This window comes from Lelliottia amnigena, from assembly GCF_019047465.1.
GTDB classification, from domain to species: domain Bacteria; phylum Pseudomonadota; class Gammaproteobacteria; order Enterobacterales; family Enterobacteriaceae; genus Enterobacter; species Enterobacter amnigenus.
On record NZ_CP077236.1, the window covers coordinates 3,126,624 to 3,151,111 of the forward strand.

The 24,488-nt window shown below is 56.4% G+C and carries 24 protein-coding genes and 1 riboswitch; of the genes, 17 read left to right on the forward strand and 7 right to left on the reverse strand.

What is annotated here, in order from left to right; genetic code table 11:
* Window positions 1–138: 138 nt before the first annotated feature.
* From hutI to hutH, 5 genes are all read left to right on the forward strand, one after another.
* A complete protein-coding gene (hutI, locus tag I6L74_RS14645) occupies window positions 139–1,362 on the forward strand; it encodes an imidazolonepropionase (RefSeq protein WP_059178598.1) in 1,224 nt (407 codons plus the stop codon).
* On the forward strand, window positions 1,359–2,297 hold the full coding sequence (gene hutG, locus I6L74_RS14650; protein ID WP_059178597.1) for a formimidoylglutamase: 939 nt from the start codon (window positions 1,359–1,361) through the stop codon (window positions 2,295–2,297). Before hutI ends, hutG begins: the two co-directional genes overlap by 4 nt.
* 19 nt (window positions 2,298–2,316) lie before the next feature.
* Window positions 2,317–3,051: a histidine utilization repressor gene (locus I6L74_RS14655; RefSeq protein ID WP_059178596.1), complete on the forward strand. Its 735-nt coding sequence runs from the start codon at window positions 2,317–2,319 to the stop codon at window positions 3,049–3,051.
* Window positions 3,052–3,178: 127 nt separating this feature from the next.
* Window positions 3,179–4,864, forward strand: a complete 1,686-nt coding sequence (hutU, locus tag I6L74_RS14660; RefSeq protein WP_059178595.1) for a urocanate hydratase — start codon at window positions 3,179–3,181, stop codon at window positions 4,862–4,864.
* Entirely contained in the window at window positions 4,864–6,384 is a 1,521-nt protein-coding gene (hutH, locus tag I6L74_RS14665; protein ID WP_059178594.1) for a histidine ammonia-lyase, read from the forward strand. Before hutU ends, hutH begins: the two co-directional genes overlap by 1 nt.
* A 49-nt stretch (window positions 6,385–6,433) precedes the next feature.
* On the opposite strand, the gene bioA is transcribed toward hutH, so the two are convergent.
* A complete protein-coding gene (gene bioA, locus I6L74_RS14670) occupies window positions 6,434–7,723 on the reverse strand; it encodes an adenosylmethionine--8-amino-7-oxononanoate transaminase (RefSeq protein ID WP_072241828.1) in 1,290 nt (429 codons plus the stop codon).
* Between the two features lie 86 nt (window positions 7,724–7,809).
* Between bioA and bioB the strand changes: the two genes are divergently transcribed.
* From bioB to bioD, 4 genes are read left to right on the forward strand one after another with little or no spacing between them, the layout of a single operon-like run.
* A complete protein-coding gene (bioB, locus tag I6L74_RS14675; protein WP_072241804.1) occupies window positions 7,810–8,850 on the forward strand; it encodes a biotin synthase BioB in 1,041 nt (346 codons plus the stop codon).
* Window positions 8,847–10,001 (forward strand): 8-amino-7-oxononanoate synthase, encoded by a 1,155-nt coding sequence (gene bioF, locus I6L74_RS14680; RefSeq protein ID WP_059178591.1) that lies wholly within the window; start codon window positions 8,847–8,849, stop codon window positions 9,999–10,001. The genes bioB and bioF overlap by 4 nt, the downstream gene beginning before the upstream one ends.
* On the forward strand, window positions 9,988–10,743 hold the full coding sequence (gene bioC, locus I6L74_RS14685; RefSeq protein ID WP_059178590.1) for a malonyl-ACP O-methyltransferase BioC: 756 nt from the start codon (window positions 9,988–9,990) through the stop codon (window positions 10,741–10,743). Before bioF ends, bioC begins: the two co-directional genes overlap by 14 nt.
* Entirely contained in the window at window positions 10,736–11,437 is a 702-nt protein-coding gene (bioD, locus tag I6L74_RS14690) for a dethiobiotin synthase (protein ID WP_059178589.1), read from the forward strand. Before bioC ends, bioD begins: the two co-directional genes overlap by 8 nt.
* Here the strand turns inward: bioD and I6L74_RS14695 are convergent.
* Entirely contained in the window at window positions 11,400–12,122 is a 723-nt protein-coding gene (locus I6L74_RS14695) for an ABC transporter ATP-binding protein (protein ID WP_059178588.1), read from the reverse strand. The genes bioD and I6L74_RS14695 overlap by 38 nt on opposite strands.
* 749 nt (window positions 12,123–12,871) lie before the next feature.
* Between I6L74_RS14695 and uvrB the strand changes: the two genes are divergently transcribed.
* A complete protein-coding gene (gene uvrB, locus I6L74_RS14700; RefSeq protein ID WP_059178587.1) occupies window positions 12,872–14,893 on the forward strand; it encodes an excinuclease ABC subunit UvrB in 2,022 nt (673 codons plus the stop codon).
* 261 nt (window positions 14,894–15,154) lie between these two features.
* On the opposite strand, the gene yvcK is transcribed toward uvrB, so the two are convergent.
* Window positions 15,155–16,063, reverse strand: a complete 909-nt coding sequence (gene yvcK, locus I6L74_RS14705) for a uridine diphosphate-N-acetylglucosamine-binding protein YvcK (protein WP_059178586.1) — start codon at window positions 16,061–16,063, stop codon at window positions 15,155–15,157.
* A gap of 223 nt (window positions 16,064–16,286) precedes the next feature.
* A riboswitch (molybdenum cofactor riboswitch) is annotated at window positions 16,287–16,421 on the forward strand.
* Between yvcK and moaA the strand changes: the two genes are divergently transcribed.
* The 6 genes from moaA (at window position 16,409) to I6L74_RS14735 (ending at window position 19,879) form a co-directional block, all read left to right on the forward strand.
* Window positions 16,409–17,398 carry a GTP 3',8-cyclase MoaA gene (gene moaA / locus I6L74_RS14710; RefSeq protein WP_059178585.1) on the forward strand — a complete coding sequence of 330 codons (990 nt, stop codon included), beginning with the start codon at window positions 16,409–16,411 and terminating at the stop codon, window positions 17,396–17,398. It overlaps the preceding riboswitch by 13 nt.
* Window positions 17,399–17,419: 21 nt before the next feature.
* Window positions 17,420–17,932, forward strand: a complete 513-nt coding sequence (gene moaB, locus I6L74_RS14715) for a molybdenum cofactor biosynthesis protein B (RefSeq protein ID WP_059178584.1) — start codon at window positions 17,420–17,422, stop codon at window positions 17,930–17,932.
* 2 nt (window positions 17,933–17,934) lie between these two features.
* Window positions 17,935–18,420: a cyclic pyranopterin monophosphate synthase MoaC gene (moaC, locus tag I6L74_RS14720; RefSeq protein ID WP_059178583.1), complete on the forward strand. Its 486-nt coding sequence runs from the start codon at window positions 17,935–17,937 to the stop codon at window positions 18,418–18,420.
* Window positions 18,413–18,658, forward strand: a complete 246-nt coding sequence (moaD, locus tag I6L74_RS14725; protein ID WP_059178582.1) for a molybdopterin synthase sulfur carrier subunit — start codon at window positions 18,413–18,415, stop codon at window positions 18,656–18,658. Before moaC ends, moaD begins: the two co-directional genes overlap by 8 nt.
* 2 nt (window positions 18,659–18,660) lie before the next feature.
* The gene (moaE, locus tag I6L74_RS14730) at window positions 18,661–19,113 is read left to right on the forward strand and encodes a molybdopterin synthase catalytic subunit MoaE (RefSeq protein WP_059178581.1); all 453 of its coding nucleotides are present in this window, start codon (window positions 18,661–18,663) and stop codon (window positions 19,111–19,113) included.
* A gap of 58 nt (window positions 19,114–19,171) precedes the next feature.
* Entirely contained in the window at window positions 19,172–19,879 is a 708-nt protein-coding gene (locus tag I6L74_RS14735) for a Bax inhibitor-1/YccA family protein (RefSeq protein ID WP_012016678.1), read from the forward strand.
* Window positions 19,880–19,914: 35 nt separating this feature from the next.
* Here I6L74_RS14735 and I6L74_RS14740 read toward each other — a convergent pair whose 3' ends face one another.
* From I6L74_RS14740 to I6L74_RS14750, 3 genes are read right to left on the reverse strand one after another with little or no spacing between them, the layout of a single operon-like run.
* Window positions 19,915–20,877, reverse strand: a complete 963-nt coding sequence (locus I6L74_RS14740) for a lysylphosphatidylglycerol synthase transmembrane domain-containing protein (RefSeq protein ID WP_059178580.1) — start codon at window positions 20,875–20,877, stop codon at window positions 19,915–19,917.
* Window positions 20,877–22,118 carry a cardiolipin synthase ClsB gene (gene clsB, locus I6L74_RS14745; protein WP_059178579.1) on the reverse strand — a complete coding sequence of 414 codons (1,242 nt, stop codon included), beginning with the start codon at window positions 22,116–22,118 and terminating at the stop codon, window positions 20,877–20,879. The genes I6L74_RS14740 and clsB overlap by 1 nt, the downstream gene beginning before the upstream one ends.
* Window positions 22,115–22,876: an endonuclease/exonuclease/phosphatase family protein gene (locus I6L74_RS14750; RefSeq protein WP_059178578.1), complete on the reverse strand. Its 762-nt coding sequence runs from the start codon at window positions 22,874–22,876 to the stop codon at window positions 22,115–22,117. Before I6L74_RS14750 ends, clsB begins: the two co-directional genes overlap by 4 nt.
* A gap of 133 nt (window positions 22,877–23,009) precedes the next feature.
* On the opposite strand from I6L74_RS14750, the gene I6L74_RS14755 reads away from it, so the two are divergent.
* Window positions 23,010–23,420 (forward strand): YbhQ family protein, encoded by a 411-nt coding sequence (locus I6L74_RS14755; RefSeq protein WP_059178577.1) that lies wholly within the window; start codon window positions 23,010–23,012, stop codon window positions 23,418–23,420.
* Here the strand turns inward: I6L74_RS14755 and I6L74_RS14760 are convergent.
* A complete protein-coding gene (locus I6L74_RS14760; RefSeq protein ID WP_059178576.1) occupies window positions 23,382–24,488 on the reverse strand; it encodes an ABC transporter permease in 1,107 nt (368 codons plus the stop codon). The genes I6L74_RS14755 and I6L74_RS14760 overlap by 39 nt on opposite strands.

The following is a 24,488-nucleotide window of genomic DNA, read 5'->3' on the forward strand; positions in this document are numbered from 1 at the left end:
AAAGGCAAAAAGTTCTCTTTTTCACCTGCGACAGCCGCGGAAGTCGTCACAAATAAATAACATTTTCGATAAAGCGGGTTGACAGGGGCAATCGAATGAAAATAAATGTCTATACAACTCATGACAAGCGGACGTCCTATGCAGCAGCTTCATCCCGATGACGTTATCTGGCATCACGCACGGCTGGCAACCCTGAATCCGGACAACCCTGAGCCTTACGGTATGCAGGAAAACGTCGCATTAATTGTACGCGGCGAGAAAATCCTGGCGCTGATTCCTGAAGCTGACATCCCGGTAAATCATGCGAATCAGATTGACCTTGAAGGGCGGCTGGTCACGCCGGGCCTGATTGACTGTCATACCCATCTGGTGTTCGGCGGCGACCGCGCCTCTGAGTGGGAGCAGCGTCTTAATGGCGTCTCGTATCAAACGATCAGTGCGCAGGGCGGCGGGATTAACGCCACGGTCGCAGCGACGCGCGCAAGCTCGGCGGAAACGCTGTTGACGCTGGCGCAACAGCGGCTGCAACGCCTGATGCAAGAGGGCGTTACCACGCTTGAGATCAAATCCGGTTACGGTCTGAATCACGAGGCCGAAGCGAAAATGCTGCGCGTGGCGCAACAGCTCGCGCAAAACAATCCGGTCGAGATAAGCCCGACGCTGCTGGCGGCGCACGCGGTACCAACTGAATACCGTCACGATCCGGATGCTTATCTTAGGCTGGTTTGCGAGCAAATCATGCCCACACTCTGGAAGCAGAACCTCTTTGAAGCGGTGGATGTGTTTTGTGAAAACGTCGGGTTCACCCCTGCACAAACCGAGCGGGTTTTTCAGGCCGCTGCGGCGCTGGGGATCCCCGTCAAAGGCCACGTCGAGCAGCTTTCAAACCTTGGCGGTGCGGCTCTTGTCAGCCGCTATAAAGGCTTGTCCGCCGATCATATCGAATATCTGGACGACGCGGGCGTTGCCGCGATGGCGCAAAACGGCACGGTAGCGGTATTGCTGCCGGGCGCGTTCTATTTCTTACAGGAGCGCCAGCGCCCACCGGTTGAACAGCTGCGAAAACAGGGCGTGCCAATCGCCGTGGCGACCGACTACAACCCCGGCACCAGCCCGTTTGCCAGCCTGCATCTGGCGATGAACATGGCCTGTGTCCAGTTTGGCTTAACGCCGGAAGAAGCATGGGCTGGCGTGACGCGCCATGCCGCGCAGGCGCTCGGACGCGGCGCCACACACGGGCAATTAAAAGACGGGTTTGTCGCCGATTTTATTGTCTGGGATGCCGAACGGCCGGTGGAAATGGTGTATGAGCCAGGTCGTAACCCGCTGTATCAACGTGTTTTTCGTGGGAAAATAACATGAATTTTTGGCGACCAACGCCCTCTGAAATCTGGCAAGGGCGAGACGATCGCGCCGAGGCCAGCAACGCCCTGCGTATTTTCCAGACGCTACGCCAGGCTGAACATTTTATTCCGGTAAGTTCAGGTATTGCATTGCTCGGTTTTGCCAGCGATGAGGGGGTGAAGCGCAATCATGGCAGACCTGGCGCGGCGCACGCACCCGACGTGCTGCGCAAGGCCCTAGCGAATATGGCCAGCCATCACGGGCACGATCGGCTGGTGGATATGGGGACGATCACCGTTGAAGCAGACCAGCTTGAACCCGCGCAGCAAGCGCTCAGCGACGGGGTGAAATCCTGTCAGCACGCGGGGATGCGCACGCTGGTATTCGGCGGCGGGCATGAAACCGCCTGGGCGCACGGGCGCGGCGTGCTGGATGCGTTTCCTGATGAACGCGTCGTTATCATTAATCTGGATGCGCATCTCGATTTGCGCAAAGTCGAAAGGGCGACTTCCGGCACGCCGTTCCGCCAGCTTGCGCAGTATTGCGAAGCGCAGCAGCGTGAATTTCAGTACGCGTGCTTTGGCGTCAGCCGCGCGGCGAATACCCAGGCGCTGTGGGATGAAGCGGTTCGCCTGAACGTCACGCTGGTGGACGATCTGCATTTTCGCCGCGATGCGTTATCCACACTGGACGCCGTTTTAGCGCAGGCGGATCGCGTGTATCTCACCCTCGATCTGGACGTCCTGCCCGCGGGTGAAATGCCCGCAGTCTCGGCTCCGGCAGCGCTTGGTATTCCGGCCATGGATCTTATGCCGGTGATTGAGCAGATCTGTCGTAGCGGAAAGCTGCAGGCCGCTGATTTAGTCGAGTTTAATCCGTCGTACGATCGCGATGGTCAGGGTGCACGATTGGCTGCGCGTTTGGCCTGGCAAATTGCTCACTGGTGGGCATAACACGTTTAGAGGAGTCACGATGTTTACACGCTCACCGAATCAGCCACCCAGCGCGCCCGCGCCTTTTTACGAAAAGGTGAAACAGGCGATCAGCGAGAAAATCGCCGCGGGCGTCTGGAAGCCACACGACCGCATTCCATCCGAAGCGGAGCTGGTGGCGCAGTTTGGTTTTAGCCGCATGACCATCAACCGCGCGCTGCGGGAACTGACCGACGAGGGTATGCTGGTGCGATTGCAGGGGGTCGGGACTTTTGTCGCCGAGCCAAAAGGGGAGTCTGCGCTTTTTGCGATCCGCAGCATCGCCGATGAGATCGCCGCGCGAAATCATCAGCATCATTGCGAGGTGTTAATTCTTGAAGAGACGCAGGCCAGCGCTGAACAGGCGTTGGCGCTGAACGTCAATGAGGGGACGCGGATTTTTCACTCGCTAATGGTGCATTTCGAGAATGACATCCCGGTACAAATCGAAGACCGCTGCGTCAATGCCGCGCGCGTGCCGGACTATCTCGAACAGGATTACACCCAGACCACGCCGCATGCCTGGCTGTCGCAGGTTGCCCCGCTGACCGAAGGCGAACACATCGTCGAAGCGGTACGCGCCACGTTGCAGGAGTGTGAAATGCTGCGCATCAAAGAGCACGATCCGTGCCTGCTGATCCGCCGTCGCACCTGGTCTGGCGCGCAAATTGTCTCCCATGCGCGGCTGCTGTTTCCCGGGGATCGCTACCGGTTGCAGGGCCACTTTATGTCATAAGTTTTAAAAGCGTGATAGCTAACGCAATATAACAAAATTGTATCTTTTTTGTTAAATCCAACCTTGTGCGGGGTTGTCTATACAAGTATATCTATTTGTATATTTCATCCCGTATGAGGACCACACAATGTCGTCAGGTAAATACCGCCAGCAGGAGATCCGCGCCCCACGCGGCACCACGCTGACAGCCAAAAGCTGGCTCACCGAAGCGCCGCTGCGCATGTTGATGAATAATCTCGATCCCGACGTTGCTGAAAATCCGCATGAGCTGGTGGTGTACGGCGGCATCGGTCGCGCAGCGCGCAACTGGGAATGCTACGACGCCATTGTGGACTCTCTGACCCATCTTGAAAGCGACGAAACCCTGCTGGTGCAATCCGGCAAACCGGTGGGTGTGTTTAAAACCCATAAAAATGCCCCGCGCGTGCTGATTGCCAACTCAAATCTCGTGCCGCACTGGGCGACGTGGGAACATTTTAACGAACTGGATGCGAAAGGGCTGGCGATGTATGGCCAGATGACCGCGGGCAGTTGGATCTATATCGGCAGTCAGGGAATTGTGCAGGGCACCTACGAAACCTTCGTGGAAGCCGGTCGCCAACACTACAACGGTTCACTGAAAGGCCGCTGGGTGCTAACCGCAGGACTGGGCGGCATGGGCGGCGCACAGCCGCTGGCCGCAACGCTTGCGGGCGCATGTTCCCTGAACATTGAATGCCAGCAGAGCCGCATCGATTTCCGTCTGCGCACCCGCTACGTCGATGAGCAGGCCGACAATCTGGACGACGCGCTGGCGCGCATCAACAAATACACGTCCGAAGGCAAAACCGTGTCGATTGCGCTGTGCGGCAATGCGGCGGATATCGTCCCGGAACTAGTCGCGCGCGGCGTTCGCCCGGATCTGGTGACCGACCAGACCAGCGCCCACGATCCGCTGCACGGCTATCTGCCCACCGGCTGGTGCTGGGAAGAGTACCAGCAAAAAGCGAAAACCGATCCGGAAGGCACCGTTCTGGCCGCCAAACAATCGATGGCTCAACACGTCCGCGCGATGCTGGCGTTTAGCCAAATGGGCGTCCCGACCTTCGATTACGGGAACAATATCCGCCAGATGGCCAAAGAGATGGGTGTTGAAAACGCCTTCGATTTCCCCGGTTTCGTCCCCGCCTATATTCGTCCGCTGTTCTGCCGCGGTATCGGTCCGTTCCGCTGGGTCGCGCTTTCCGGCGACCCGGAAGATATCTACAAAACCGATGCCAAAGTCAAAGAGATCGTTGCCGACGACGCGCATCTGCATCACTGGCTGGATATGGCCCGCGAGCGCATCAACTTCCAGGGTTTACCGGCGCGTATCTGCTGGGTAGGGCTGGAGTGGCGACAAAAGCTCGGCCTGGCGTTTAACGAAATGGTGCGCAGCGGTGAAGTGTCTGCGCCGATTGTGATCGGCCGCGACCATCTGGATTCAGGTTCCGTAGCCAGCCCAAACCGCGAAACCGAAGCGATGCAGGACGGCTCCGACGCGGTCTCCGACTGGCCGTTGCTCAACGCGCTGCTGAACACCGCCAGCGGGGCGACCTGGGTGTCATTGCACCACGGCGGCGGCGTGGGGATGGGCTTTTCTCAGCATGCGGGAATGGTGATTGTCTGCGACGGCACCGACGAAGCCGCAGCGCGTATTGCCCGCGTACTACATAACGACCCGGCGACAGGCGTGATGCGCCATGCCGATGCGGGTTACGACATCGCGATTGACTGCGCCAAAGAGCAGGGACTGAATCTGCCGATGATTGCCGCCACACAAGGAAAGCACTGATGAACGCGTTAACCCTTACTCCTGGCGCGCTGACGCTGAAACAGCTGCGCAACGTCTGGCGTCACCCGACCCCGCTGGCACTGGATGAAAAAGCGCATGAAGCCATCAACCAAAGCGTGGCCTGCGTCGAAGCGATCGTGGCGGAAGACCGTACCGCATATGGGATTAACACCGGTTTTGGCCTGCTGGCGCAGACGCGCATTGCCACGCACGATCTGGAAAATCTCCAGCGCTCGCTGGTGCTGTCGCATGCCGCAGGCGTAGGTGCTCCATTGGACGACAGCATGGTGCGCCTGATGATGGTGCTGAAAATCAACAGCCTGGCGCGCGGCTTTTCCGGCATCCGGCTGAGCGTGATTCAGGCGCTGATTGCGCTGGTGAATGCTCAGGTGTATCCGTGGATCCCGTCGAAAGGTTCCGTTGGCGCGTCGGGCGATTTGGCCCCGCTGGCCCATATGTCGTTGCTGTTGCTCGGCGAGGGCAAAGCCCGCTGGCAGGGCGAATGGCTGCCCGCCAAAGACGCACTGAAAAAGGCAGGACTGGAGCCGATTACCCTCGCCGCGAAAGAGGGCCTGGCGCTGCTGAACGGTACCCAGGCGTCAACCGCGTTTGCGCTGCGTGGATTATTCGAAGCCGAAGATCTGTTTGCGTCGGCGGTGGTGTGCGGCGCCTTAACGACCGAAGCGGTGCTCGGCTCACGGAGTCCGTTTGATGCGCGTATTCATGCGGTGCGCGGCCAGCGCGGACAAATTGACGCGGCAGCGATGTATCGCCATGTGCTGACGGATACCAGTGAAATCGCTGATTCTCATCATAACTGCGACAAAGTGCAGGACCCGTATTCGCTGCGCTGTCAGCCGCAGGTGATGGGCGCGTGTTTAACCCAGTTGCGCCACGCCGCAGAGGTTTTACTTATCGAGTCCAACGCGGTCTCCGATAACCCGCTGGTGTTTGCCGAGCAAAATGAAGTGGTTTCCGGCGGCAATTTCCACGCTGAGCCGGTGGCGATGGCGGCGGATAATCTGGCGCTGGCGATTGCCGAAATCGGCGCATTATCCGAGCGCCGTATCGCGTTAATGATGGATAAACACATGTCGCAGCTGCCGCCGTTCCTGGTGCGTAACGGCGGCGTCAACTCCGGGTTTATGATTGCCCAGGTCACGGCGGCGGCGCTGGCGAGCGAAAATAAAGCCCTGTCGCATCCGCACAGCGTCGACAGTTTGCCGACCTCGGCGAATCAGGAAGATCACGTCTCTATGGCACCGGCCGCAGGGCGTCGCCTGTGGGAAATGGCGTCAAATACGCGGGGCGTGCTGGCGGTAGAGTGGCTCGCGGCGGTTCAGGGTATTGATTTGCGCGAAGGGCTAAAATCCAGCCCCTTGCTGGAGCAGGCGCGCCAGATGCTGCGCGAGGCCGTTTCACACTACGATGATGACCGTTTCTTCGCGCCGGACATCGAAAAGGCGATGGAACTGCTGGATGAGGGACATCTGGTGGCGCTGTTGCCGCCCGTGTTATAAAAAAACGCCCGGCAGACTTGTCTGGCCGGGCGTCGTTTTGCATCCTGGATTACATCACAAAGTGATCGGGATAATTCACCGCGTCGACCACGGCGTCAGTCAGTTTTTGCAACTGCTCTGCGGTGATCAAGTACGGCGGCATCAGATAAATCAGTTTGCCGAACGGACGCACCCACACCCCCTGATCGACGAAGAAACGCTGCAACGCGGCCATGTTCACCGGATAGCGGGTTTCCACCACGCCAATCGCGCCCAGAACGCGCACGTCCGCCACACATTCAGACGCTTTTGCCTTCGTCAGTTCCCGTTTGAGCTGCGCTTCGATAGCCGCAACTTGCGCCTGCCACTCCCCGCTTTCAAGGATCGCCAGGCTTTCGCTGGCCGCCGCGCACGCAAGCGGATTCCCCATAAACGTGGGACCGTGCATAAAGCAGCTCGCTTCACCGTCGCTGATGGTTTCGGCAACATGACGCGTGGTGATCGTCGCAGAAAGGGTCATCGTCCCGCCCGTTAGCGCTTTACCGAGACACAAAATATCCGGCGCGATGCCCGCATGTTCACAGGCGAACAGTTTGCCAGTGCGACCAAATCCGGTAGCGATCTCATCGGCAATCAGCAGGATGCCTTCGCGGTCGCACATCTTGCGGATGCGTCGTAGCCACTCAGGGTGATACATCCGCATACCGCCTGCGCCCTGAACGATGGGCTCCAGAATCACGGCGGCGATATCCTGGCGATGCGCCGCCATTATTCGCGCAAACCCAACCATATCGGCCTCGTCCCATTCGCCGTCAAAACGACTTTGCGGGGCGGGCGCAAACAGGTTTTCCGGGAGATATCCTTTCCACAAGCTGTGCATCGAATTGTCCGGATCGCAGACCGACATCGCGCCAAACGTATCACCGTGATAGCCGTTGCGGAACGTTAGAAACCGCTGGCGCGTTTCGCCCTTCGCATGCCAGTACTGCAACGCCATTTTCATCGCCACTTCGACCGCGACCGAACCCGAATCGGCAAGGAAAACGCATTCCAGATTTTCCGGCGTCATCGCCACCAGACGACGGCACAGAGTAATCGCAGACGGGTGAGTGATTCCGCCAAACATCACATGTGACATCTGGTCGATTTGCGTTTTCATTGCCGCGTTCAGGCGCGGGTGGTTGTAGCCATGAATGGTCGCCCACCACGATGACATCCCGTCGATCAGCGTTTCGCCCGTCGTGAGATGCAGCTCGCAGCCGTGCGCAGACGCCACCGGATAAACGGGCAAAGGCTGACTCATTGACGTGTAAGGGTGCCAGATATGGCGTTGATCGAAGGCGAGATCGTCTTGTAACATAATCGACTTGTAAACCATTTTATATTAATTTAGGTTTACGATTATACGCTGAACCGATAATTAACAAAACCCTTTGGAGAAGCCCAATGGCTCACCACACTCGCTGGACAATGTCGCAGGTCACCGAATTATTTAATAAACCTTTCCTGGAACTGATGTTTGAAGCGCAGCAGATCCACCGTCAGCACTTCGACCCGCGCCATGTCCAGGTCAGCACGCTGCTGTCGATCAAAACCGGGGCGTGCCCGGAAGATTGCAAATATTGCCCGCAAAGCGCGCGCTACAAAACCGGGCTGGAAGCCGAGCGTCTGATGGAAGTGGAGCAGGTGCTGGACTCAGCACGCAAGGCCAAAAATGCCGGCTCGACTCGTTTCTGCATGGGAGCAGCGTGGAAAAACCCGCACGATCGCGATATGCCGTATCTGGAACAAATGGTTCAGGGCGTTAAAGAGATGGGGCTGGAGGCGTGCATGACGCTTGGCACGCTCAATGACAGCCAGGCGCAGCGCCTGTCGGCGGCAGGGCTGGATTACTACAATCACAATCTCGATACCTCACCGGAATTCTACGGCAATATTATTACCACGCGTACCTACCAGGAGCGCCTGGATACGCTGGAAAAAGTACGCGATGCGGGGATCAAAGTCTGTTCTGGCGGTATTGTTGGCCTGGGCGAAACCGTGAACGATCGCGCCGGTCTGCTGTTACAGCTGGCCAATTTACCGACGCCACCGGAAAGCGTGCCGATCAACATGCTGGTGAAAGTCAAAGGCACGCCGATGGCCGATAACGACGACGTGGACGCGTTCGATTTTATTCGCACCATCGCCGTGGCGCGCATCATGATGCCAACCTCTTTCGTGCGCCTCTCTGCGGGTCGCGAACAGATGAGCGAGCAGACCCAGGCGATGTGCTTTATGGCGGGCGCGAACTCTATTTTCTACGGCTGCAAACTGTTGACGACGCCAAACCCGGAAGAGGACAAAGACGTTCAGTTGTTCCGCAAGCTGGGGCTGAACCCGACGCAAACGGACGTGCTGACGGGCGATAACGAACAGCAGCAGCGCCTTGAGCAGCAGCTTTTCAACGCCGATACCGAACAGTATTACAACGCGGCCACCGTATGACCTGGCAGCAACGCATCACAACTGCGCTGGAGAAACGCCGGGCAGCAGAGGCTTTTCGCGTGCGTACGGTTGTGGAGGGCGGCGCTGGCCGCTTTCTTATCCGCGAACAGCGTCAGTTCTGCAATTTCTCCAGCAATGATTACCTTGGCCTGAGCCAGCACCCGGCGATCGTTCGCGCCTGGCAAGAGGGGGCTGAGCAGTACGGCGTCGGCAGCGGCGGCTCCGGTCACGTCAGCGGCTACACCACGGCGCATCATGCCCTGGAGACGTCGCTCGCCGACTGGCTCGGCTATTCCCGCGCGCTGCTGTTTATCTCGGGATTCGCCGCAAATCAGGCGGTGATTGCCGCCCTGATGGAAAAAGACGATCGGATAGTTGCCGATCGCCTGAGCCACGCATCGCTGCTGGAAGCGGCACATCTCAGCCCCGCTCAATTGCGCCGCTTTGCGCACAACGACGCCTCCCAGCTCAGTACGCTGCTGGAAAAGCCCTGCGACGGGCAACAGCTGGTGGTGACGGAAGGGGTATTTAGCATGGATGGCGACAGCGCGCCGTTATGCGATGTGCAGGCAACCGCTCAGCGGCATAACGCCTGGATGTTGGTTGATGATGCCCACGGAATTGGCGTGCTGGGGGACGAAGGGCGCGGCAGCGCATTCAGCCAAAATGTCCAGCCGGAGATCCTGGTCGTGACCTTCGGCAAAGGCTTTGGCGTAAGCGGTGCGGCGGTGCTATGCAGCGATTCCGTTGCGGATTATCTGCTGCAGTTCGCGCGACATCTGATCTACAGCACCAGCATGCCGCCTGCACAGGCTGTGGCGCTACAGGCCGCGTTGAAGGTCATTCGAAGCGATGACGGTGAGCAGCGGCGGCAAACGCTGGCGGCGCTCATTCAGCGTTTTCGCGCAGGCGCACGAGAGTTGCCGTATCAGACAACCGATTCACACAGCGCGATTCAGCCTCTGATCGTGGGGGAAAACAGTCGTGCGCTGGCGCTGGCGGAACAGCTGCGTGCGCGCAATATGTGGGTGACGGCGATTCGTCCGCCAACCGTACCGGCGGGAACCGCGCGGCTGCGTCTGACGCTGACGGCCGCGCACCAGACGCAGGACATCGATAACGTGCTGGAGGCGCTGTATGCCGCAGGTTAATAAGCAGGCCATCGCGTCCGCCTTTGGCCGGGCGGCGCGGTGCTATTCTCAACACGATGAACTCCAGCGCCAGAGCGCGCAGGGGCTGTACGCGTTTCTCGGTGATAAACGCTTTAATGCGGTGCTGGATGCCGGTTGCGGACCGGGGGCAAACAGCCGCGTCTGGCGGGAAAGAGGCTGTCACGTCACGGCACTCGACCTCTCGCCGCAGATGATCGAACAGGCCCGCTATCAGCAGGCAGCGGACGATTATCGGGTGGGGGATATTGAATCCATGGCCTTGCCTGACGCGCAGTTTGACCTGGTCTGGAGCCACCTGGCCGTGCAATGGTGCGCCAGTCTCTCGCAAGCGCTGCGGGAGCTGTATCGGGTCACGCGTCCTGGCGGTACGCTGGCCTTTACCACGCTGCTGGCACACTCGCTGCCGGAACTCAATCAGGCGTGGCAGGCCGTGGATGAACGGCCTCATGCCAACCGGTTCTTGCCCGAGGCAGAGGTGATTTCTGCCATGCGGGGCTGGCGATATCGCGCGACCACGCAGACGGTGACGCTGACGTTTGTGGATGCGCTCAGCGCCATGCGTTCCCTGAAGGGCATTGGCGCCACGCATTTGCATGACGGGCGCGGGCGCAAACCGCTGACGCGCGGCGAGCTCCAGCGGCTGGAGTTAGCCTGGCCGCAGCAGCGGGGTGAATTCCCGCTCTCTTATCAACTTTTCCATGGAATTATCGAACGTGATTGAACGCTATTTTGTCACCGGGACCGACACCGAAGTGGGGAAAACCGTGGCCAGCAGTGCATTACTGCAGGCCGCGCGTTTACAGGGATTCAAAACCGTCGGATATAAACCGGTCGCCTCTGGTAGCGAGATGACGGCAGAAGGGCTGCGCAACACTGACGCGTTAGCGCTACAACGAAACAGCAGCGTGGCGCTGTCATATCAGGCGGTGAATCCCTACACCTTTGCGGAACCGACCTCGCCACACATTGTGAGCCATGATGAGCAGCGCCCAATCTCTTTTTCTGTGCTCTCTGCGGGCCTTCGGGCGCTGGAGGAGCAGGCTGAATGGGTGCTGGTTGAAGGGGCGGGTGGCTGGTTTACCCCGCTCAGTGATGACCTGACTTTTGCCGACTGGGTGGCGGGCGAACAATTGCCGGTTATTCTGGTCGTTGGTATCAAACTGGGCTGTATTAACCATGCGATGCTCACCGCATTAGCGGTAAAACAGTCAGGCCTGCGTCTCGCAGGCTGGATAGCCAACGATGTGGTTGCGCCGGGAAAACGCCATCATGAGTATCTGGCGACGCTTAAACACCGGATTCATGCGCCCTTTCTCGGCGAAATCCCGTGGCTTGCCGACGGGGCAGAAAACGCGGAAACCGGACACTATCTCGATCTCAGCGCCTTGCATCCAGCGTCATCCAGTGGGCAATAAGTTCGTCATTGAGCTCATTAACGTGGCCTTGCGCCACGTTACGTCCGCGGTACAGCATGCAAAAACGGTCGGCCACACGGCGGATAAACGACAGCTGCTGTTCCGCCAGTAAAACCGTCATGCCCAAATCTCGATTTAAACGCGCCAGAAGCAATCCCAGCCTGTGGGTAAATGTCAGGCTGGCACCGTGCATCGGTTCGTCCAGAATCAGCAGGCGAGGGCGGCTGACCAGCGCATTTGCCAGCGCCAGCTGATATTTGTCATCCGGAGACAATCCCATCGCACGGGCCTGTCGCAGCGGCCACAGCTGCGGCAACAGATCGTACATTTCGCTGCTGGCCGTCGCGTCGGATTTCCCCTGCGCGCGCATCGCGACATGCAAATTTTCTTCAACCGTGAGCTGCGAAAATATCCGTCTATCCTGCGTGACATACCCGATCCCCGGTAATTCGCTGTGCTCACGCGCAGCGCCCAACAAGTCCTGCGGTGGCGCGCCCGCTTCATGCCAGATAATAGAGCCGCTCTCCACCGGAAGTTGCCCGGTGATGCAGTTGATCAGAGTCGTTTTCCCCATGCCGGGCAACCCGACCACGCCTGTACACTTCCCTGGCGGCAAATCGAGATCTATGTTCCACAGCGTGTGTTCGCTCCCGTAAAACTGATTTATTGCGCGCAGACTCAGCATAATTCACTCCGTAAAAAACGCGTGGGCGAGATGTCATAATGATTCTGCAAAACCCTTGCCATATACGTAAAGTTAATCGAATAAGGTGTTTTTTTCGGATTATGTCACTGCTAATGTGATGTACAGGCGCGGAATTGCACATCTTCAGTGCTAACGACGCTGAGTCGTGGTGCAGCGAGGATCGAGGAAATGTGAGTAAGATCTCACCGGTCGTATATGATCTGCTCAACTGTTAATCATCGAAAAAGAGCTATAAATATTTTTTACGGACCGGCTTTTGGGAAAAACCGGGACTTTGCGGAGTGGCTGTCTACGTGGGCTGGAAGCAGTTATCCACTATTCCTGTGGATAACCATGTGCATTAGGGTTAGAAAACTTCAGGTAAGCGAGAGAATACGCGGCCTGCGGATGAATTGATGCGAAACGCGGCTTTAAGAAATATCCTCTATTAATTAATGTGTTAGACAAAAGCAATCACCGTAATGAAAGTGTCATCTGCGGCCATAAATCTGCCCTTACCCAGCTTGACAAATGTTAAAAATAGAAATGTTTTGGGGATAAGCCCTTCAGGCTAGTGTTTTATCGTGCCGTAGTCTGGATATTGACCACATTTTCGCTGATTCACCGGATGCAGTACCAAATATCGTTACATGCTACTGGATTTACATCCAGTATTTTTTACTGGCAAATTTGCCAGTCACGAGTAAAATTACTCACCTGCCGCTTTTATCGTCATCAGGTTGTTGCCCATGAGTAAAATGTTCAAATTGAATTCTGCCTTCCGTCCTTCTGGCGATCAGCCGGAGGCGATCCGTCGTCTGAAAGAGGGGCTGGAAGATGGGCTTGCACATCAAACGCTGCTGGGCGTAACCGGGTCGGGTAAAACATTTACCGTCGCCAACGTGATTGCCGATTTGCAGCGCCCCACGATGGTGCTGGCACCCAACAAAACGCTGGCGGCACAGCTTTATGGTGAGATGAAAGAGTTCTTCCCGGATAACGCCGTGGAATATTTCGTCTCCTACTACGATTATTATCAACCCGAAGCCTACGTCCCGAGCTCAGATACGTTTATCGAGAAAGACGCGTCTGTGAACGAGCATATCGAACAGATGCGTCTGTCGGCGACCAAGGCCTTGCTTGAGCGTCGAGACGTCATTGTGGTGGCCTCTGTGTCCGCTATTTACGGTCTGGGCGATCCCGATCTGTATCTGAAAATGATGTTGCACCTCACCAACGGGATGATCATCGATCAGCGCGCCATTTTGCGGCGTCTGGCCGAGCTGCAATATGCCCGTAACGATCAGGCGTTCCAGCGCGGGACGTTCCGCGTGCGGGGCGAAGTGATTGATATCTTCCCGGCGGAATCCGACGATCTGGCGTTACGCGTTGAGCTTTTTGATGAAGAAGTCGAACGGCTGTCGCTTTTTGATCCGCTGACCGGCCATATTGATTCAGTGATTCAGCGCTTCACCGTCTACCCCAAAACGCACTACGTCACCCCGCGCGAGCGCATTGTCCAGGCGATGGAAGACATCAAAGTCGAACTGGCCGAGCGACGAAAAGTGCTGCTGGAAAATAACAAACTGCTCGAAGAGCAGCGTTTGAGCCAGCGTACGCAGTTCGATCTGGAGATGATGAACGAGCTGGGCTACTGCTCGGGTATCGAAAACTACTCACGCTACCTTTCGGGCCGTGGTCCCGGTGAAGCGCCGCCGACGCTGTTTGATTATCTGCCTGCCGATGGGCTGCTGGTGGTGGACGAATCCCACGTAACCATTCCGCAAATCGGCGGCATGTACCGTGGCGACCGCGCGCGTAAAGAGACGCTGGTGGAATATGGCTTCCGTCTGCCGTCGGCGCTGGATAACCGTCCAATGAAGTTCGAAGAGTTCGAAGCGCTGGCCCCGCAGACCATCTATGTCTCTGCGACGCCCGGCAACTACGAGCTGGAAAAATCTGGCGAGGATGTGGTGGATCAGGTGGTGCGCCCGACCGGCCTGCTGGATCCCATTATCGAAGTGCGTCCTGTGGGCACTCAGGTGGACGATCTGCTTTCTGAAATCCGTGCGCGCGCGACGATCAACGAACGCGTGCTGGTCACCACGCTCACCAAGCGTATGGCGGAAGATCTGACCGAGTATCTTGAAGAGCACGGCGAGCGCGTGCGTTATCTGCACTCGGATATTGACACCGTCGAGCGTATGGAGATCATTCGCGATTTGCGCCTTGGCGAATTTGACGTGCTGGTCGGGATTAACTTGTTACGAGAAGGCCTGGATATGCCAGAGGTATCGCTGGTGGCGATTCTGGATGCCGATAAAGAGGGCTTCCTGCGCTCCGAGCGCTCGCTTATTCAGACCATTGGCCGTGCGGCGCGTAACATCAACGGTAAAGCCATTTTGTACGGCGATAAAATTACGGCGTCGATGGCGAAAGCGATTAGCGAAACGGAACGTCGCCGCGAGAAGCAGCACCAGTACAATCTGGATAACGGCATTGTGCCGCAGGGCTTGAACAAGAAAGTGGTGGATATACTGGCGCTCGGCCAGGGGCTGGCGAAAACCAAAGCCAAAGGCCGCGGCAAATCGCGCTCTCCGGTTGAGGCCGATCCGGTTGAACTGGTGCTGACGCCAAAAGCGCTGCAGCAGAAAATTCACGAACTGGAAGGGCAGATGATGCAGCACGCACAAAACCTGGAGTTCGAAGAAGCCGCGCAAATCCGCGATCAGCTTCATCAGCTGCGGGAGCTGTTTATCGCGGCGTCGTAGCTCAAAGCAAAATGGCAGCGCGTGGCTGCCATTTTTATTGCCAACTGAAAACCACGTCCTGTGGGCGTGGTCATCAACAGATTTTAGCTCTGCCTTATTGTCTTCGGATTTAAATCCAACAGGACTGGTAGAGACTTCTTTTTAAGGTTTGGGTACGCCCTTTTAGGGCGCAATGAATGCCGCCTTCTATGAAGGCGGATTTTTATTGTTACTTTGGGCTAAGAAGTCACCGCAAATTGATGATTTGCAAGATGATTCTCTCTAACCTAATTCCTGAATCGCTTTTTCCAGCGCCAGGCGCAGCAGATGGCGATCGTGGCGATACTTAATATCGCTCGCTTCCAGCGGCTCCTGCACCACGACGCGGCCTTCCATACCTGAAATATCCGCGCCGGGCCCTACGACGACACCGTCGATGATCTTCTTCCCGACATATTGTTCCATCAGGTGCAGTTTATCTGCCAGTGACAGGCTGGCGGCGGCAGGGCTCAGCTCGCGCCCCAGATTGCCGATATACACCATGGGCGCAGGGGTTCTGCGCAGCGCTTGTGCCAGCTCTTTTACCAGCAAAAGCGGCATCAGACTGGTGTAAAAGCTGCCAGGACCAATCAGGATCAGATCGGCCTCCGCAATGGCTTCGATCGCTTCACGCGTGGCGGGAACATTGGGATAGGTCATCAGCTCTTTTGGCGGCACCACAAGCTGATCGATATTCACCTCGCCGTAAACTTCATGGCCATCCATATCAATCGCCATCAAATCGACCGGTTGTTCTGACATTGGGATAAGGAATGCGTCGACTTTCAGCAGATTTCTGATCAAATTGATGGCCTCGAGAGGCCTTACGCTCAGGTGATCCAGCGCCTTTAACATCAGATTTCCGAGGTTATGCCCCGAAAGTTCACCGTTGCCGCTAAAACGATATTCAAACATCGCTGAAGCGACGCTTTGCTCGGTAATTAATTGATTAAGACAGTTGCGCATGTCGCCCCAGGCGATGCCGCCTTCAGCACGACGAATACGTCCCGTTGAACCGCCGTTATCGGTGGTTGTCACAATACCGGTCAGCCGGGAACCCAGCGACGATAACGATGACATAACGCGTCCCAGCCCGTGCCCTCCGCCGAGAGCAACGACACGGTCAAGATCCGCAAAAGTGCGATTGCGCATACAAATTCCTTATCCTGATGATCGCGTAACAGTAACCCAACTACCCCTAAAAGACGATGCCCTACGCTCGTCAAAATGACGTATATCAATGTGAAACGTTGCGTTTTACGTATCCTGTAGTGAAAGTGCACGATAATGACGCTATATATATAATTATACAGCGAAAGCAAAATGGCGGAAGTGCCATTTCCGCGCTACTATCGGCATAACCCACGTTTTCGCTGATGAAAACATACACTCTAGCCCTGGCGCCTGTGTCACATGATATGGCGCCCTGGCCGTGGCGGTTTCGCCACCAGGGTACAGAAAGAAATGACTGTGCCTCCCGTATCTGGAAAGGTGTACATGGCTTCACAACTCACTGATGCTTTCGCGCGTAAGTTTTTCTATTTACGTCTGTCGATTACCGATGTGTGCAACTTTCGTTGCACCTATTGCCTGCCGAACGGTTATAAACCCGGCAGCGTCACCAATAACGGATTTCTCTCCGTGGCCGAAGTGCGGCGCGTCACGCGTGCATTTTCTGAACTCGGCACGGAAAAAGTGCGCCTGACGGGCGGAGAGCCCTCACTTCGTCGTGACTTTCCTGACATTATTGCCGCTATTCGTGAAAACGACAGCATCCGTCAAATTGCCGTCACGACCAATGGCTATCGTATGGCGCGCGACGTCGCAAACTGGCGCGAAGCCGGATTAACCGCAATTAACGTCAGCGTCGATAGCCTTGATGCACGCCAGTTTCACGCCATTACCGGGCAGGATAAATTCCAGCAGGTGATGGACGGCATCGACGCGGCGTTTGAAGCCGGATTCGATAAAGTCAAAGTCAACACCGTGCTAATGCGCGATGTGAATCACCACCAACTGGACACCTTCCTGGCGTGGATCAAACCGCGCCGTATTCAGCTGCGTTTTATTGAGCTGATGGAGACAGGCGAGGGCAGTGACCTGTTCCGCCGCCATCATATTTCCGGGATGGTATTGCGCGATGCGCTACTAAGACGCGGCTGGATCCATCAGATTCGAAGCCGCAGTGACGGCCCGGCTCAGGTCTTTTGTCATCCGGATTACGAAGGGGAAATCGGGCTTATCATGCCCTATGAAAAAGACTTCTGCGCCAGCTGTAACCGCCTGCGCGTCTCATCGATTGGCAAGTTGCACCTGTGCCTGTTTGGCGACGGCGGCGTCGATCTCCGTGACTTGCTGGAGGATGATGCACAGCAGAACGCCCTTGAAGCGCGGATCGCAGAAGCGTTGACGCACAAAAAGCAGACCCACTTCCTGCATCAGGGCGACACCGGAATCACACAGAACCTGTCCTACATCGGCGGGTAATTGGCTTAAAAGGAATCAGAAATGAGTCAGGTCAGCGCAGAGTTTATTCCGACGCGTATTGCTATTCTTACGATTTCAGAACGCCGTGGCGAAGAGGACGATACGTCTGGCCACTGGCTGCGTGACGCGGCGCATGAGGTGGGGCACCATATCGTCGATAAGGCCATCGTCAAAGAGAACCGCTACGCCATTCGTGCGCAGGTTTCACAGTGGATCGCCAGCGACGACGTGCAGGTCGTGTTGATTAACGGTGGAACGGGTTTGACCGCAGGCGATCAGGCACCGGAAGCGCTGTTGCCGCTGTTTGACCGGGAGGTTGAAGGGTTTGGCGAAGTGTTCCGCATGCTGTCGTTTGAAGAGATTGGCACCTCGACGCTGCAATCACGTGCGGTGGCGGGGATGGCGAACAAAACGCTGATTTTTGCCATGCCAGGCTCGACCAAAGCCTGCCGTACCGCATGGGAAAATATCATCGCCCCGCAGCTTGATGCCCGCACACGTCCCTGTAATTTTCATCCACATTTAAAGAAATAATTATGTCGCAACTCACCCATATTAACGCCGCAGGCGAAGCCCATATGGTGGATGTCTCTGCCAAAGCCGAAACGGTGCGCGAAGCGCGTGCCGAAGCCTTTGTCACTATGCTGCCTGAAACGCTGGCCATGATCATCGACGGCAGCCACCACAAAGGTGATGTGTTTGCTACCGCACGTATCGCCGGGATTCAGGCGGCGAAACGCACCTGGGATCTCATCCCGCTTTGCCATCCGCTGATGCTAAGTAAAGTCGAAGTAAACCTGCTGGCGGAGCCAGAACACAGCCGCGTGCGTATCGAATCGTTATGCCGCCTGACCGGTAAAACCGGCGTAGAAATGGAAGCCTTAACGGCGGCTTCCGTGGCGGCACTGACCATTTACGACATGTGCAAAGCGGTGCAGAAAGATATGGTGATTGGTCCGGTTCGACTGCTGGCGAAAAGCGGCGGCAAATCCGGCGATTTTAAGGCTGACTGTCATGATTAAGGTTCTGTTTTTCGCGCAGGTTCGCGAGCTGGTGAATACGGACAGTCTCACAGTTGACGCCTCTTTCGAGACCGTCGACGCGCTGCGCGCCCATCTGGCGGCGCAAAGCGACCGCTGGGCGCTGGCGCTGGAAGAGGGCAAATTACTGGCCGCCGTCAATCAGACGCTGGTGGATTTCAGCCATCCTGTTAATGCGGGTGATGAAGTGGCGTTTTTCCCGCCAGTGACGGGAGGTTAACGATGAGCGACACGCGAATCATTGTCAGCCCCGCGCGGTTTAGCGTCGGAACGGAATACACGTGGCTTGCAGAGCGCGATGAAGACGGCGCGGTCGTCACCTTTACCGGGAAAGTCCGCAACCATAATTTGGGCGACAGCGTCAAAGCGCTGACGCTTGAGCACTATCCGGGAATGACCGAAAAATCGCTGGCCGATATCGTGCAAGAGGCGCGCACGCGCTGGGCGTTGGGGCGTATCACGGTGATTCACCGCATCGGTGAAATGTGGCCGGGTGAAGAAATTGTCTTTGTTGGCGTCACCAGTTCTCACCGCAGCAGCGCGTTTGAAGCGGGAGAATTTATCATGGATTATCTCAAAACGCGGGCACCATTCTGGAAGCGCGAGGCCACGCCGGAAGGCGAGCGCTGGGTCGAGTCACGCGACAGCGATAAAGACGCTGCCAGCCGCTGGTAACCGACGCGCGCAGATGTGTTAATCTTAACGGTAAATGTCCACTTAATGAGGAGTTATCATGGACCGATTTCCACGTTCGGATTCAATCGTTCAGCAGACCCGTAGCGGCCTGCAAACGTATATGGCGCAGGTGTACGGCTGGATGACCTGTGGTTTGCTGTTAACCGCGTTTATCGCGTGGTATGCAGCCAATACGCCCGCAGTGATGATGTTTGTCTTCTCCAGCAAAATCACCTTCTTTGGGCTGATTATCGCGCAGCTGGCGCTGGTCTTTGTGCTCTCCGGTCTCGTGCAAAAGCTCAGCGCGGGGATGGCGACCACGCTGTTTATGCTCTATTCGGCGCTCACTGGCCTGACGCTTTCCAGCATTTTTATCGTCTATACCTACTCGTCTATCGCCAGTACCTTCGTGGTCGCCGGCGGGATGTTTGGTGCGATGAGCCTCTACGGCTACACCACCAAACGTGATTTGAGCGGTTTTGGCAACATGCTGTTTATGGCGCTGATCGGTATCGTGCTGGCTTCACTGGTGAACTTCTGGCTGAAAAGCGAAGCGCTGATGTGGGCTGTGACGTATATCGGGGTGATCGTCTTTGTCGGCCTGACCGCGTACGACACGCAAAAGCTGAAAAATATCGGTGAGCAGATCGACGTGCGTGACAGCTCAAACCTGCGCAAATACGCCATTCTTGGCGCATTGACGCTGTATCTCGACTTCATCAACCTGTTCCTGATGCTACTGCGTATTTTCGGCAACCGTCGTTAATACTCTTTCCCTCACCCCTGTGGGTGAGGGAATTATCACTTCGCCATCGCCTTCTCGTTTTTCGCCCGCAATTTCTTCGCCCTACTCTCCAGAATCAGATAGCAGACCGTCGCCAGCGCCAGCGGTAAGAAGTAGTACAGCATGCGATAGGCCAGCAGCGCGGCGATAATCTTGCCGTGAGAAACATGTTCCCCCGCCAGCAGCGCAATAAACACCGCTTCGAGTACGCCGATCCCCGCCGGGATATGCACGATGACGCCCGCGATACTGCTCACCAGCAGCACGCCCAGGACAAAGAAATAGTTCACGTCTTCGCCGATCAACAGCCAAATGATCGCGCCCATCACCATCCAGTTGGCGCTGGAAATCGCCATCTGCATCAGGGCAAATTTCCACGTCGGCAGAACCAGTTTTTGCCCTTTGATGGTCATGTGGCGATGTTTGGCGAACGCGCAAGCCCAAAGATACACCGCGATAATCAGCAGCAGAACGATACCCAAAATCCGCAGCGTGGTTTCGTCGATATACCAGTGCGCCGGTAACTGCACCACGCCGATGGTAAAGATCACCCCACCGAGCAGAATATAGCCCAGCCAGTTGGTGGTAATACTCAGTGAAAAAATGCGCGTGATGGTACTGCTCGGCAGCCCAAGCCGCGAGTAAAGCCGGTAGCGCATCCCGATGCCGCCCACCCACGTGCTGAGCGTCAGGTTAAAGGCATAGCAGATAAACGACACCAGCATCACCTGGCGTTTTGCCAGCTTATGCCCGCAATAGGCGCGTCCGAGTAAATCATAACAGCCATAAATCAGATAACTCACAACCACCAGCCCGACGGCGCTGAGCAGCACCGTGCGGTTATAGTTGCGGATAACTTTCCAGACCTCTTCCCAGTCAATTTTCTGCGCGTACACCACCAATAGAACAATGACCGCGATAAAAAAGAGCCAGGTGAGGATTTTTTTGGCCATTCGCCAGCGAGGATGTGATTTGCTCATTATGGCTTCACCCCCGTGTTTTCGGCTTCAACGCGATCCTGAGTTTCCATTGTAGGTTGAACCGGTGCCGGGACCTGCGCCAGTTTAGGCGTGTGCGCGGGCAGCCAGCCGACAAGCGCCGGGAAGTGTCGCAGGAAGTGGAACACCACCACGCTTTTGGTCAAATTCCACCAGGTGCGTTTGGGCACCATTGAATCGTCCACCCGCACGCAGTCGCGGGCGATAATACCTGTCAGGTTATCGCGCAAGGTCTGGTTAAATTCACGATCGTGGATAATCAAGTTGGCCTCAAGATTCAGCGACAGGCTCAGGGGATCGAGATTACTGGAGCCGACGGTGGCCCAGTGATCGTCCATCAGTGCGACTTTGCCGTGCAGGGGACGACGACGATATTCATAAATCTGCACGCCGCCTTTGACTAAATAATCGTACAGCAGCCGTGCGCCGACGGTGACAATCGGCATATCCGGCTCGCCCTGCACAATCAGTTTGACCCGCACACCGCGTCGTGCGGCATTGCGCATGGCGTGCAGCAGGCGATAGCCCGGGAAGAAATAGGCGTTCGCGATAATCACTTCACGCTTCGCGTTGGCCAGCATTTTCAAATAATGCCGTTCGATATCGTCACGATGCTCTTCATTGTCGCGCCAGATGAACAGCGCCTGCGCTTCGCCCGGCTGACGGTTCTCTTCCGGACGATGACGGCGTTTCCACCACCGACGCGTCACGGATTCACCGGGCAAGTTTTCCAGCTCGAACTGCAAAATATCCTGAACTACCGGGCCTTCGACGCGTATCGCATAATCCTGTTTGGCTTCGGGGCCGTAATCGGACATGTGCTCATCGGAATAGTTAATCCCGCCGACAAAGGCAACAGCGTCATCCACCACCACGATTTTGCGGTGCATCCGACGGAAGACGTTGGTGCGCATACCCAGCAGAGGAGGGCGCGGATCGTAATAACGAAACACCACGCCCGCCGAGGTGAGTTCGTTGACAAATTCGTCGCTCAAATCGGGTGAGCCGTAGCCATCAAGCAGCACTTCAACTTTGACGCTGCGCTGTGCGGCTCGCAAAATGGCCTCATGAAGCTGACGGCCAACGCCATCTTCAAACCAGATAAACGTTTCCAGAATCACCCTGTGCTGGGCCTTATCAAGCGCGGCATACACGGCTGGATAATACTCGTCACCATTCTCCAGCAGCGTGATCCGGTTTCCTTCTCGCCATGAACATTTCATAAGTGAATCTCCGCACTTAAAGGGGCGTGGTCGGATAAATGACGCCATGTACGCAGCGCCAGCGCAGTTGGGCTGCTGGCGTGCGCGTTTTTGACATAAATTCGGTCGAGGCGAAGCAACGGGAAACTCACCGGGAAGGTCCGCGCCGGACGCCCGTGCGCGCGCGTAAAGATCTCATCCAGCCCGGCGTGAGCTTTCAGCGGACGGTTGGCGCGCTGCCGCCAGTCGTTGAAATCGCCCGCGACGACCACCGGTTCGCCTTCGGGGAGGGCATTCACCCATTTCGCCATCATGTTCAGCTGTGCCTGACGGTGTGCTTCGCGCAGGCCCAGATGGACGCACCCGACGTGAATCGGAAACGCCAGTTCCGGTGGCGTAATCCGACAGTAAAGTAGCCCGCGCTTTTCGCTCTCGCCCACTGAAACGTCGTGATTTTCATAATGTTCGATGGGAAAGCGCGACAGAACCGCATTACCGTGATGCCCTTCAGGGTAGACGGCGTTGCGCCCGTAGGCGTAGTCACTCCACATGGTATCGGCCAAAAATTCATAATGTGTCGTGTCTGGCCAGTTTTCGACATGCATAGGGTGAATCTCATGCGCGCCCATCACCTCTTGCAGGCACACGATATCTGCGCCGACGGTGCGTACCGCGTCCCGCAACTCGGGTAAAATGAAGCGGCGGTTAAATGCCGTGAAGCCCTTGTGTGTGTTTATCGTCAATATTTTTAATGAAAAATGCCGGTTTTTTTGCGTCATATTTTCCTGCCAGCGTCACTATCCTGATGAAAATAAAGTGTAGTCGGCGTCACAAAAAGATGCGGCGTTACGGAATTTTCCGTAAAGTGCGGTACTCTGAACTAGTAGAGAAATATCCTTCAGGAGAGAAGCCATGAAGTGGCAACAACGCATTCGCGTCGCAACTGGCCTCAGTTGCTGGCAGATTATGTTGCATTTACTGGTCGTGGCGGCACTGGTAATGGGCTGGATGAGCGGCGCGCTGGTGCGTGTCGGCTTAGGGTTATGCGTCATGTATGGCGTGACCGTGCTGTCGATGCTGTTTTTGCAGCGTCACCACGACGCACGTTGGCGCGAAGTGGGTGATGTGCTCGAAGAGCTCACCACCACCTGGTATTTTGGTGCGGCAATGATTGTGCTGTGGCTGTTGTCACGCGTGCTGCAAAACAACCTGTTGCTGGCCCTGGCGGGTCTGGCAATCCTTGCAGGACCCGCAGTGGTCTCATTACTGACTAAAGAGAAAAAGTTACGCAATATTGCGTCTAAACATCGCGTACGCCACTGAGCCTGTCGTGGCCGCTATGACCAGTAGCGGCCACAAACTTCCCCACACAATATCCATGCTCGCATCCTTCAGATAAATTTGTTTCGTGATATCCGTAAAGTGCCTGATGGGATTCACCCACGTCAGATCCTGTAGCCAGACCGGCATGTTTTCGACTGGTGACACGTAGCCCGACAGCAAAATCGCCGGCATCATAAAGACAAACACGCCGATAAACGCCTGCTGTTGCGTGGAACACAGCGCTGAAATCAGCAGACCGAATCCCACCAGCGATAACCCGTAGATAAGCATCGTGAAGTAAAACAGCGCCAGCGATCCGGCAAATGGAATCTGATACGCCCAGATGCCAATTCCCAACACAATGCTGGCCTGGAACGTGGCGACGATCAGCGCGGGAACGGCTTTTCCAACAAATATCTGCCAGGTGGCAAGGGGAGACACCAGCAGCTGATCGAGCGTCCCTTGTTCACGTTCACGCGCGACCGACAGTGACGTCACGATCATCACCCCAATGGTGGTGATCATGGCGATCAGCGATGGCACGACAAACCATTTGTAATCCAGATTCGGGTTGTACCAGTTGCGCACTACCAGCTCGCTGTTGTTCGGTTTCGGCTTACCGTCCATCAGCTCCTGCTGATAATTCTTCACCACCTGTTGCAGGTAATTCGCCGCAATCTGTGCGCTGTTGGAGTTACGCCCGTCAAGAATCAGCTGCATCGGCGCGGTCTGGAAGGTATCCAGGTTACGCGAGAAATCAGCCGGGAAACGCACCAGCAGCAGCGCCTTTTGCGTGTCGATGGTCGGTTTGATCTCCTGCGGACTTTTCAGCAGCAGCACGTGGGTAAAGGCTTTGGCACGGGCGAAACGCTGAGTCAGCTCGACCGAATGTTTACCGTTGTCTTCATTGTAAATCGCGATAGTAGCGTTGGTGACCTCAAGCGTGGCGGCAAACGGAAACAGCAGCACCTGAATCAGCACCGGCAGCACCAGAATCGCGCGGGTCTGCGGCTCACGCAGCAGGGATTGCAGCTCTTTGCGAATTAACGTCCATAGACGATGAAACAT

Excerpts from the sequence above, each read along its gene's own strand:
- hutI (WP_059178598.1), top strand. The coding sequence starts at position 139 with ATGCAGCAGCTTCATCCCGATGACGTTATCTGGCATCACGCACGGCTG.
- hutG (WP_059178597.1), top strand. The coding sequence starts at position 1,359 with ATGAATTTTTGGCGACCAACGCCCTCTGAAATCTGGCAAGGGCGAGAC.
- I6L74_RS14655 (WP_059178596.1), top strand. The coding sequence starts at position 2,317 with ATGTTTACACGCTCACCGAATCAGCCACCCAGCGCGCCCGCGCCTTTT.
- hutU (WP_059178595.1), top strand. The coding sequence starts at position 3,179 with ATGTCGTCAGGTAAATACCGCCAGCAGGAGATCCGCGCCCCACGCGGC.
- hutH (WP_059178594.1), top strand. The coding sequence starts at position 4,864 with ATGAACGCGTTAACCCTTACTCCTGGCGCGCTGACGCTGAAACAGCTG.
- bioA (WP_072241828.1), bottom strand. The coding sequence starts at position 7,723 with ATGTTACAAGACGATCTCGCCTTCGATCAACGCCATATCTGGCACCCT.
- bioB (WP_072241804.1), top strand. The coding sequence starts at position 7,810 with ATGGCTCACCACACTCGCTGGACAATGTCGCAGGTCACCGAATTATTT.
- bioF (WP_059178591.1), top strand. The coding sequence starts at position 8,847 with ATGACCTGGCAGCAACGCATCACAACTGCGCTGGAGAAACGCCGGGCA.
- bioC (WP_059178590.1), top strand. The coding sequence starts at position 9,988 with ATGCCGCAGGTTAATAAGCAGGCCATCGCGTCCGCCTTTGGCCGGGCG.
- I6L74_RS14695 (WP_059178588.1), bottom strand. The coding sequence starts at position 12,122 with ATGCTGAGTCTGCGCGCAATAAATCAGTTTTACGGGAGCGAACACACG.
- uvrB (WP_059178587.1), top strand. The coding sequence starts at position 12,872 with ATGAGTAAAATGTTCAAATTGAATTCTGCCTTCCGTCCTTCTGGCGAT.
- yvcK (WP_059178586.1), bottom strand. The coding sequence starts at position 16,063 with ATGCGCAATCGCACTTTTGCGGATCTTGACCGTGTCGTTGCTCTCGGC.
- moaA (WP_059178585.1), top strand. The coding sequence starts at position 16,409 with ATGGCTTCACAACTCACTGATGCTTTCGCGCGTAAGTTTTTCTATTTA.
- moaB (WP_059178584.1), top strand. The coding sequence starts at position 17,420 with ATGAGTCAGGTCAGCGCAGAGTTTATTCCGACGCGTATTGCTATTCTT.
- moaC (WP_059178583.1), top strand. The coding sequence starts at position 17,935 with ATGTCGCAACTCACCCATATTAACGCCGCAGGCGAAGCCCATATGGTG.
- moaD (WP_059178582.1), top strand. The coding sequence starts at position 18,413 with ATGATTAAGGTTCTGTTTTTCGCGCAGGTTCGCGAGCTGGTGAATACG.
- moaE (WP_059178581.1), top strand. The coding sequence starts at position 18,661 with ATGAGCGACACGCGAATCATTGTCAGCCCCGCGCGGTTTAGCGTCGGA.
- I6L74_RS14735 (WP_012016678.1), top strand. The coding sequence starts at position 19,172 with ATGGACCGATTTCCACGTTCGGATTCAATCGTTCAGCAGACCCGTAGC.
- I6L74_RS14740 (WP_059178580.1), bottom strand. The coding sequence starts at position 20,877 with ATGAGCAAATCACATCCTCGCTGGCGAATGGCCAAAAAAATCCTCACC.
- clsB (WP_059178579.1), bottom strand. The coding sequence starts at position 22,118 with ATGAAATGTTCATGGCGAGAAGGAAACCGGATCACGCTGCTGGAGAAT.
- I6L74_RS14750 (WP_059178578.1), bottom strand. The coding sequence starts at position 22,876 with ATGACGCAAAAAAACCGGCATTTTTCATTAAAAATATTGACGATAAAC.
- I6L74_RS14755 (WP_059178577.1), top strand. The coding sequence starts at position 23,010 with ATGAAGTGGCAACAACGCATTCGCGTCGCAACTGGCCTCAGTTGCTGG.
- I6L74_RS14760 (WP_059178576.1), bottom strand. The coding sequence starts at position 24,488 with ATGTTTCATCGTCTATGGACGTTAATTCGCAAAGAGCTGCAATCCCTG.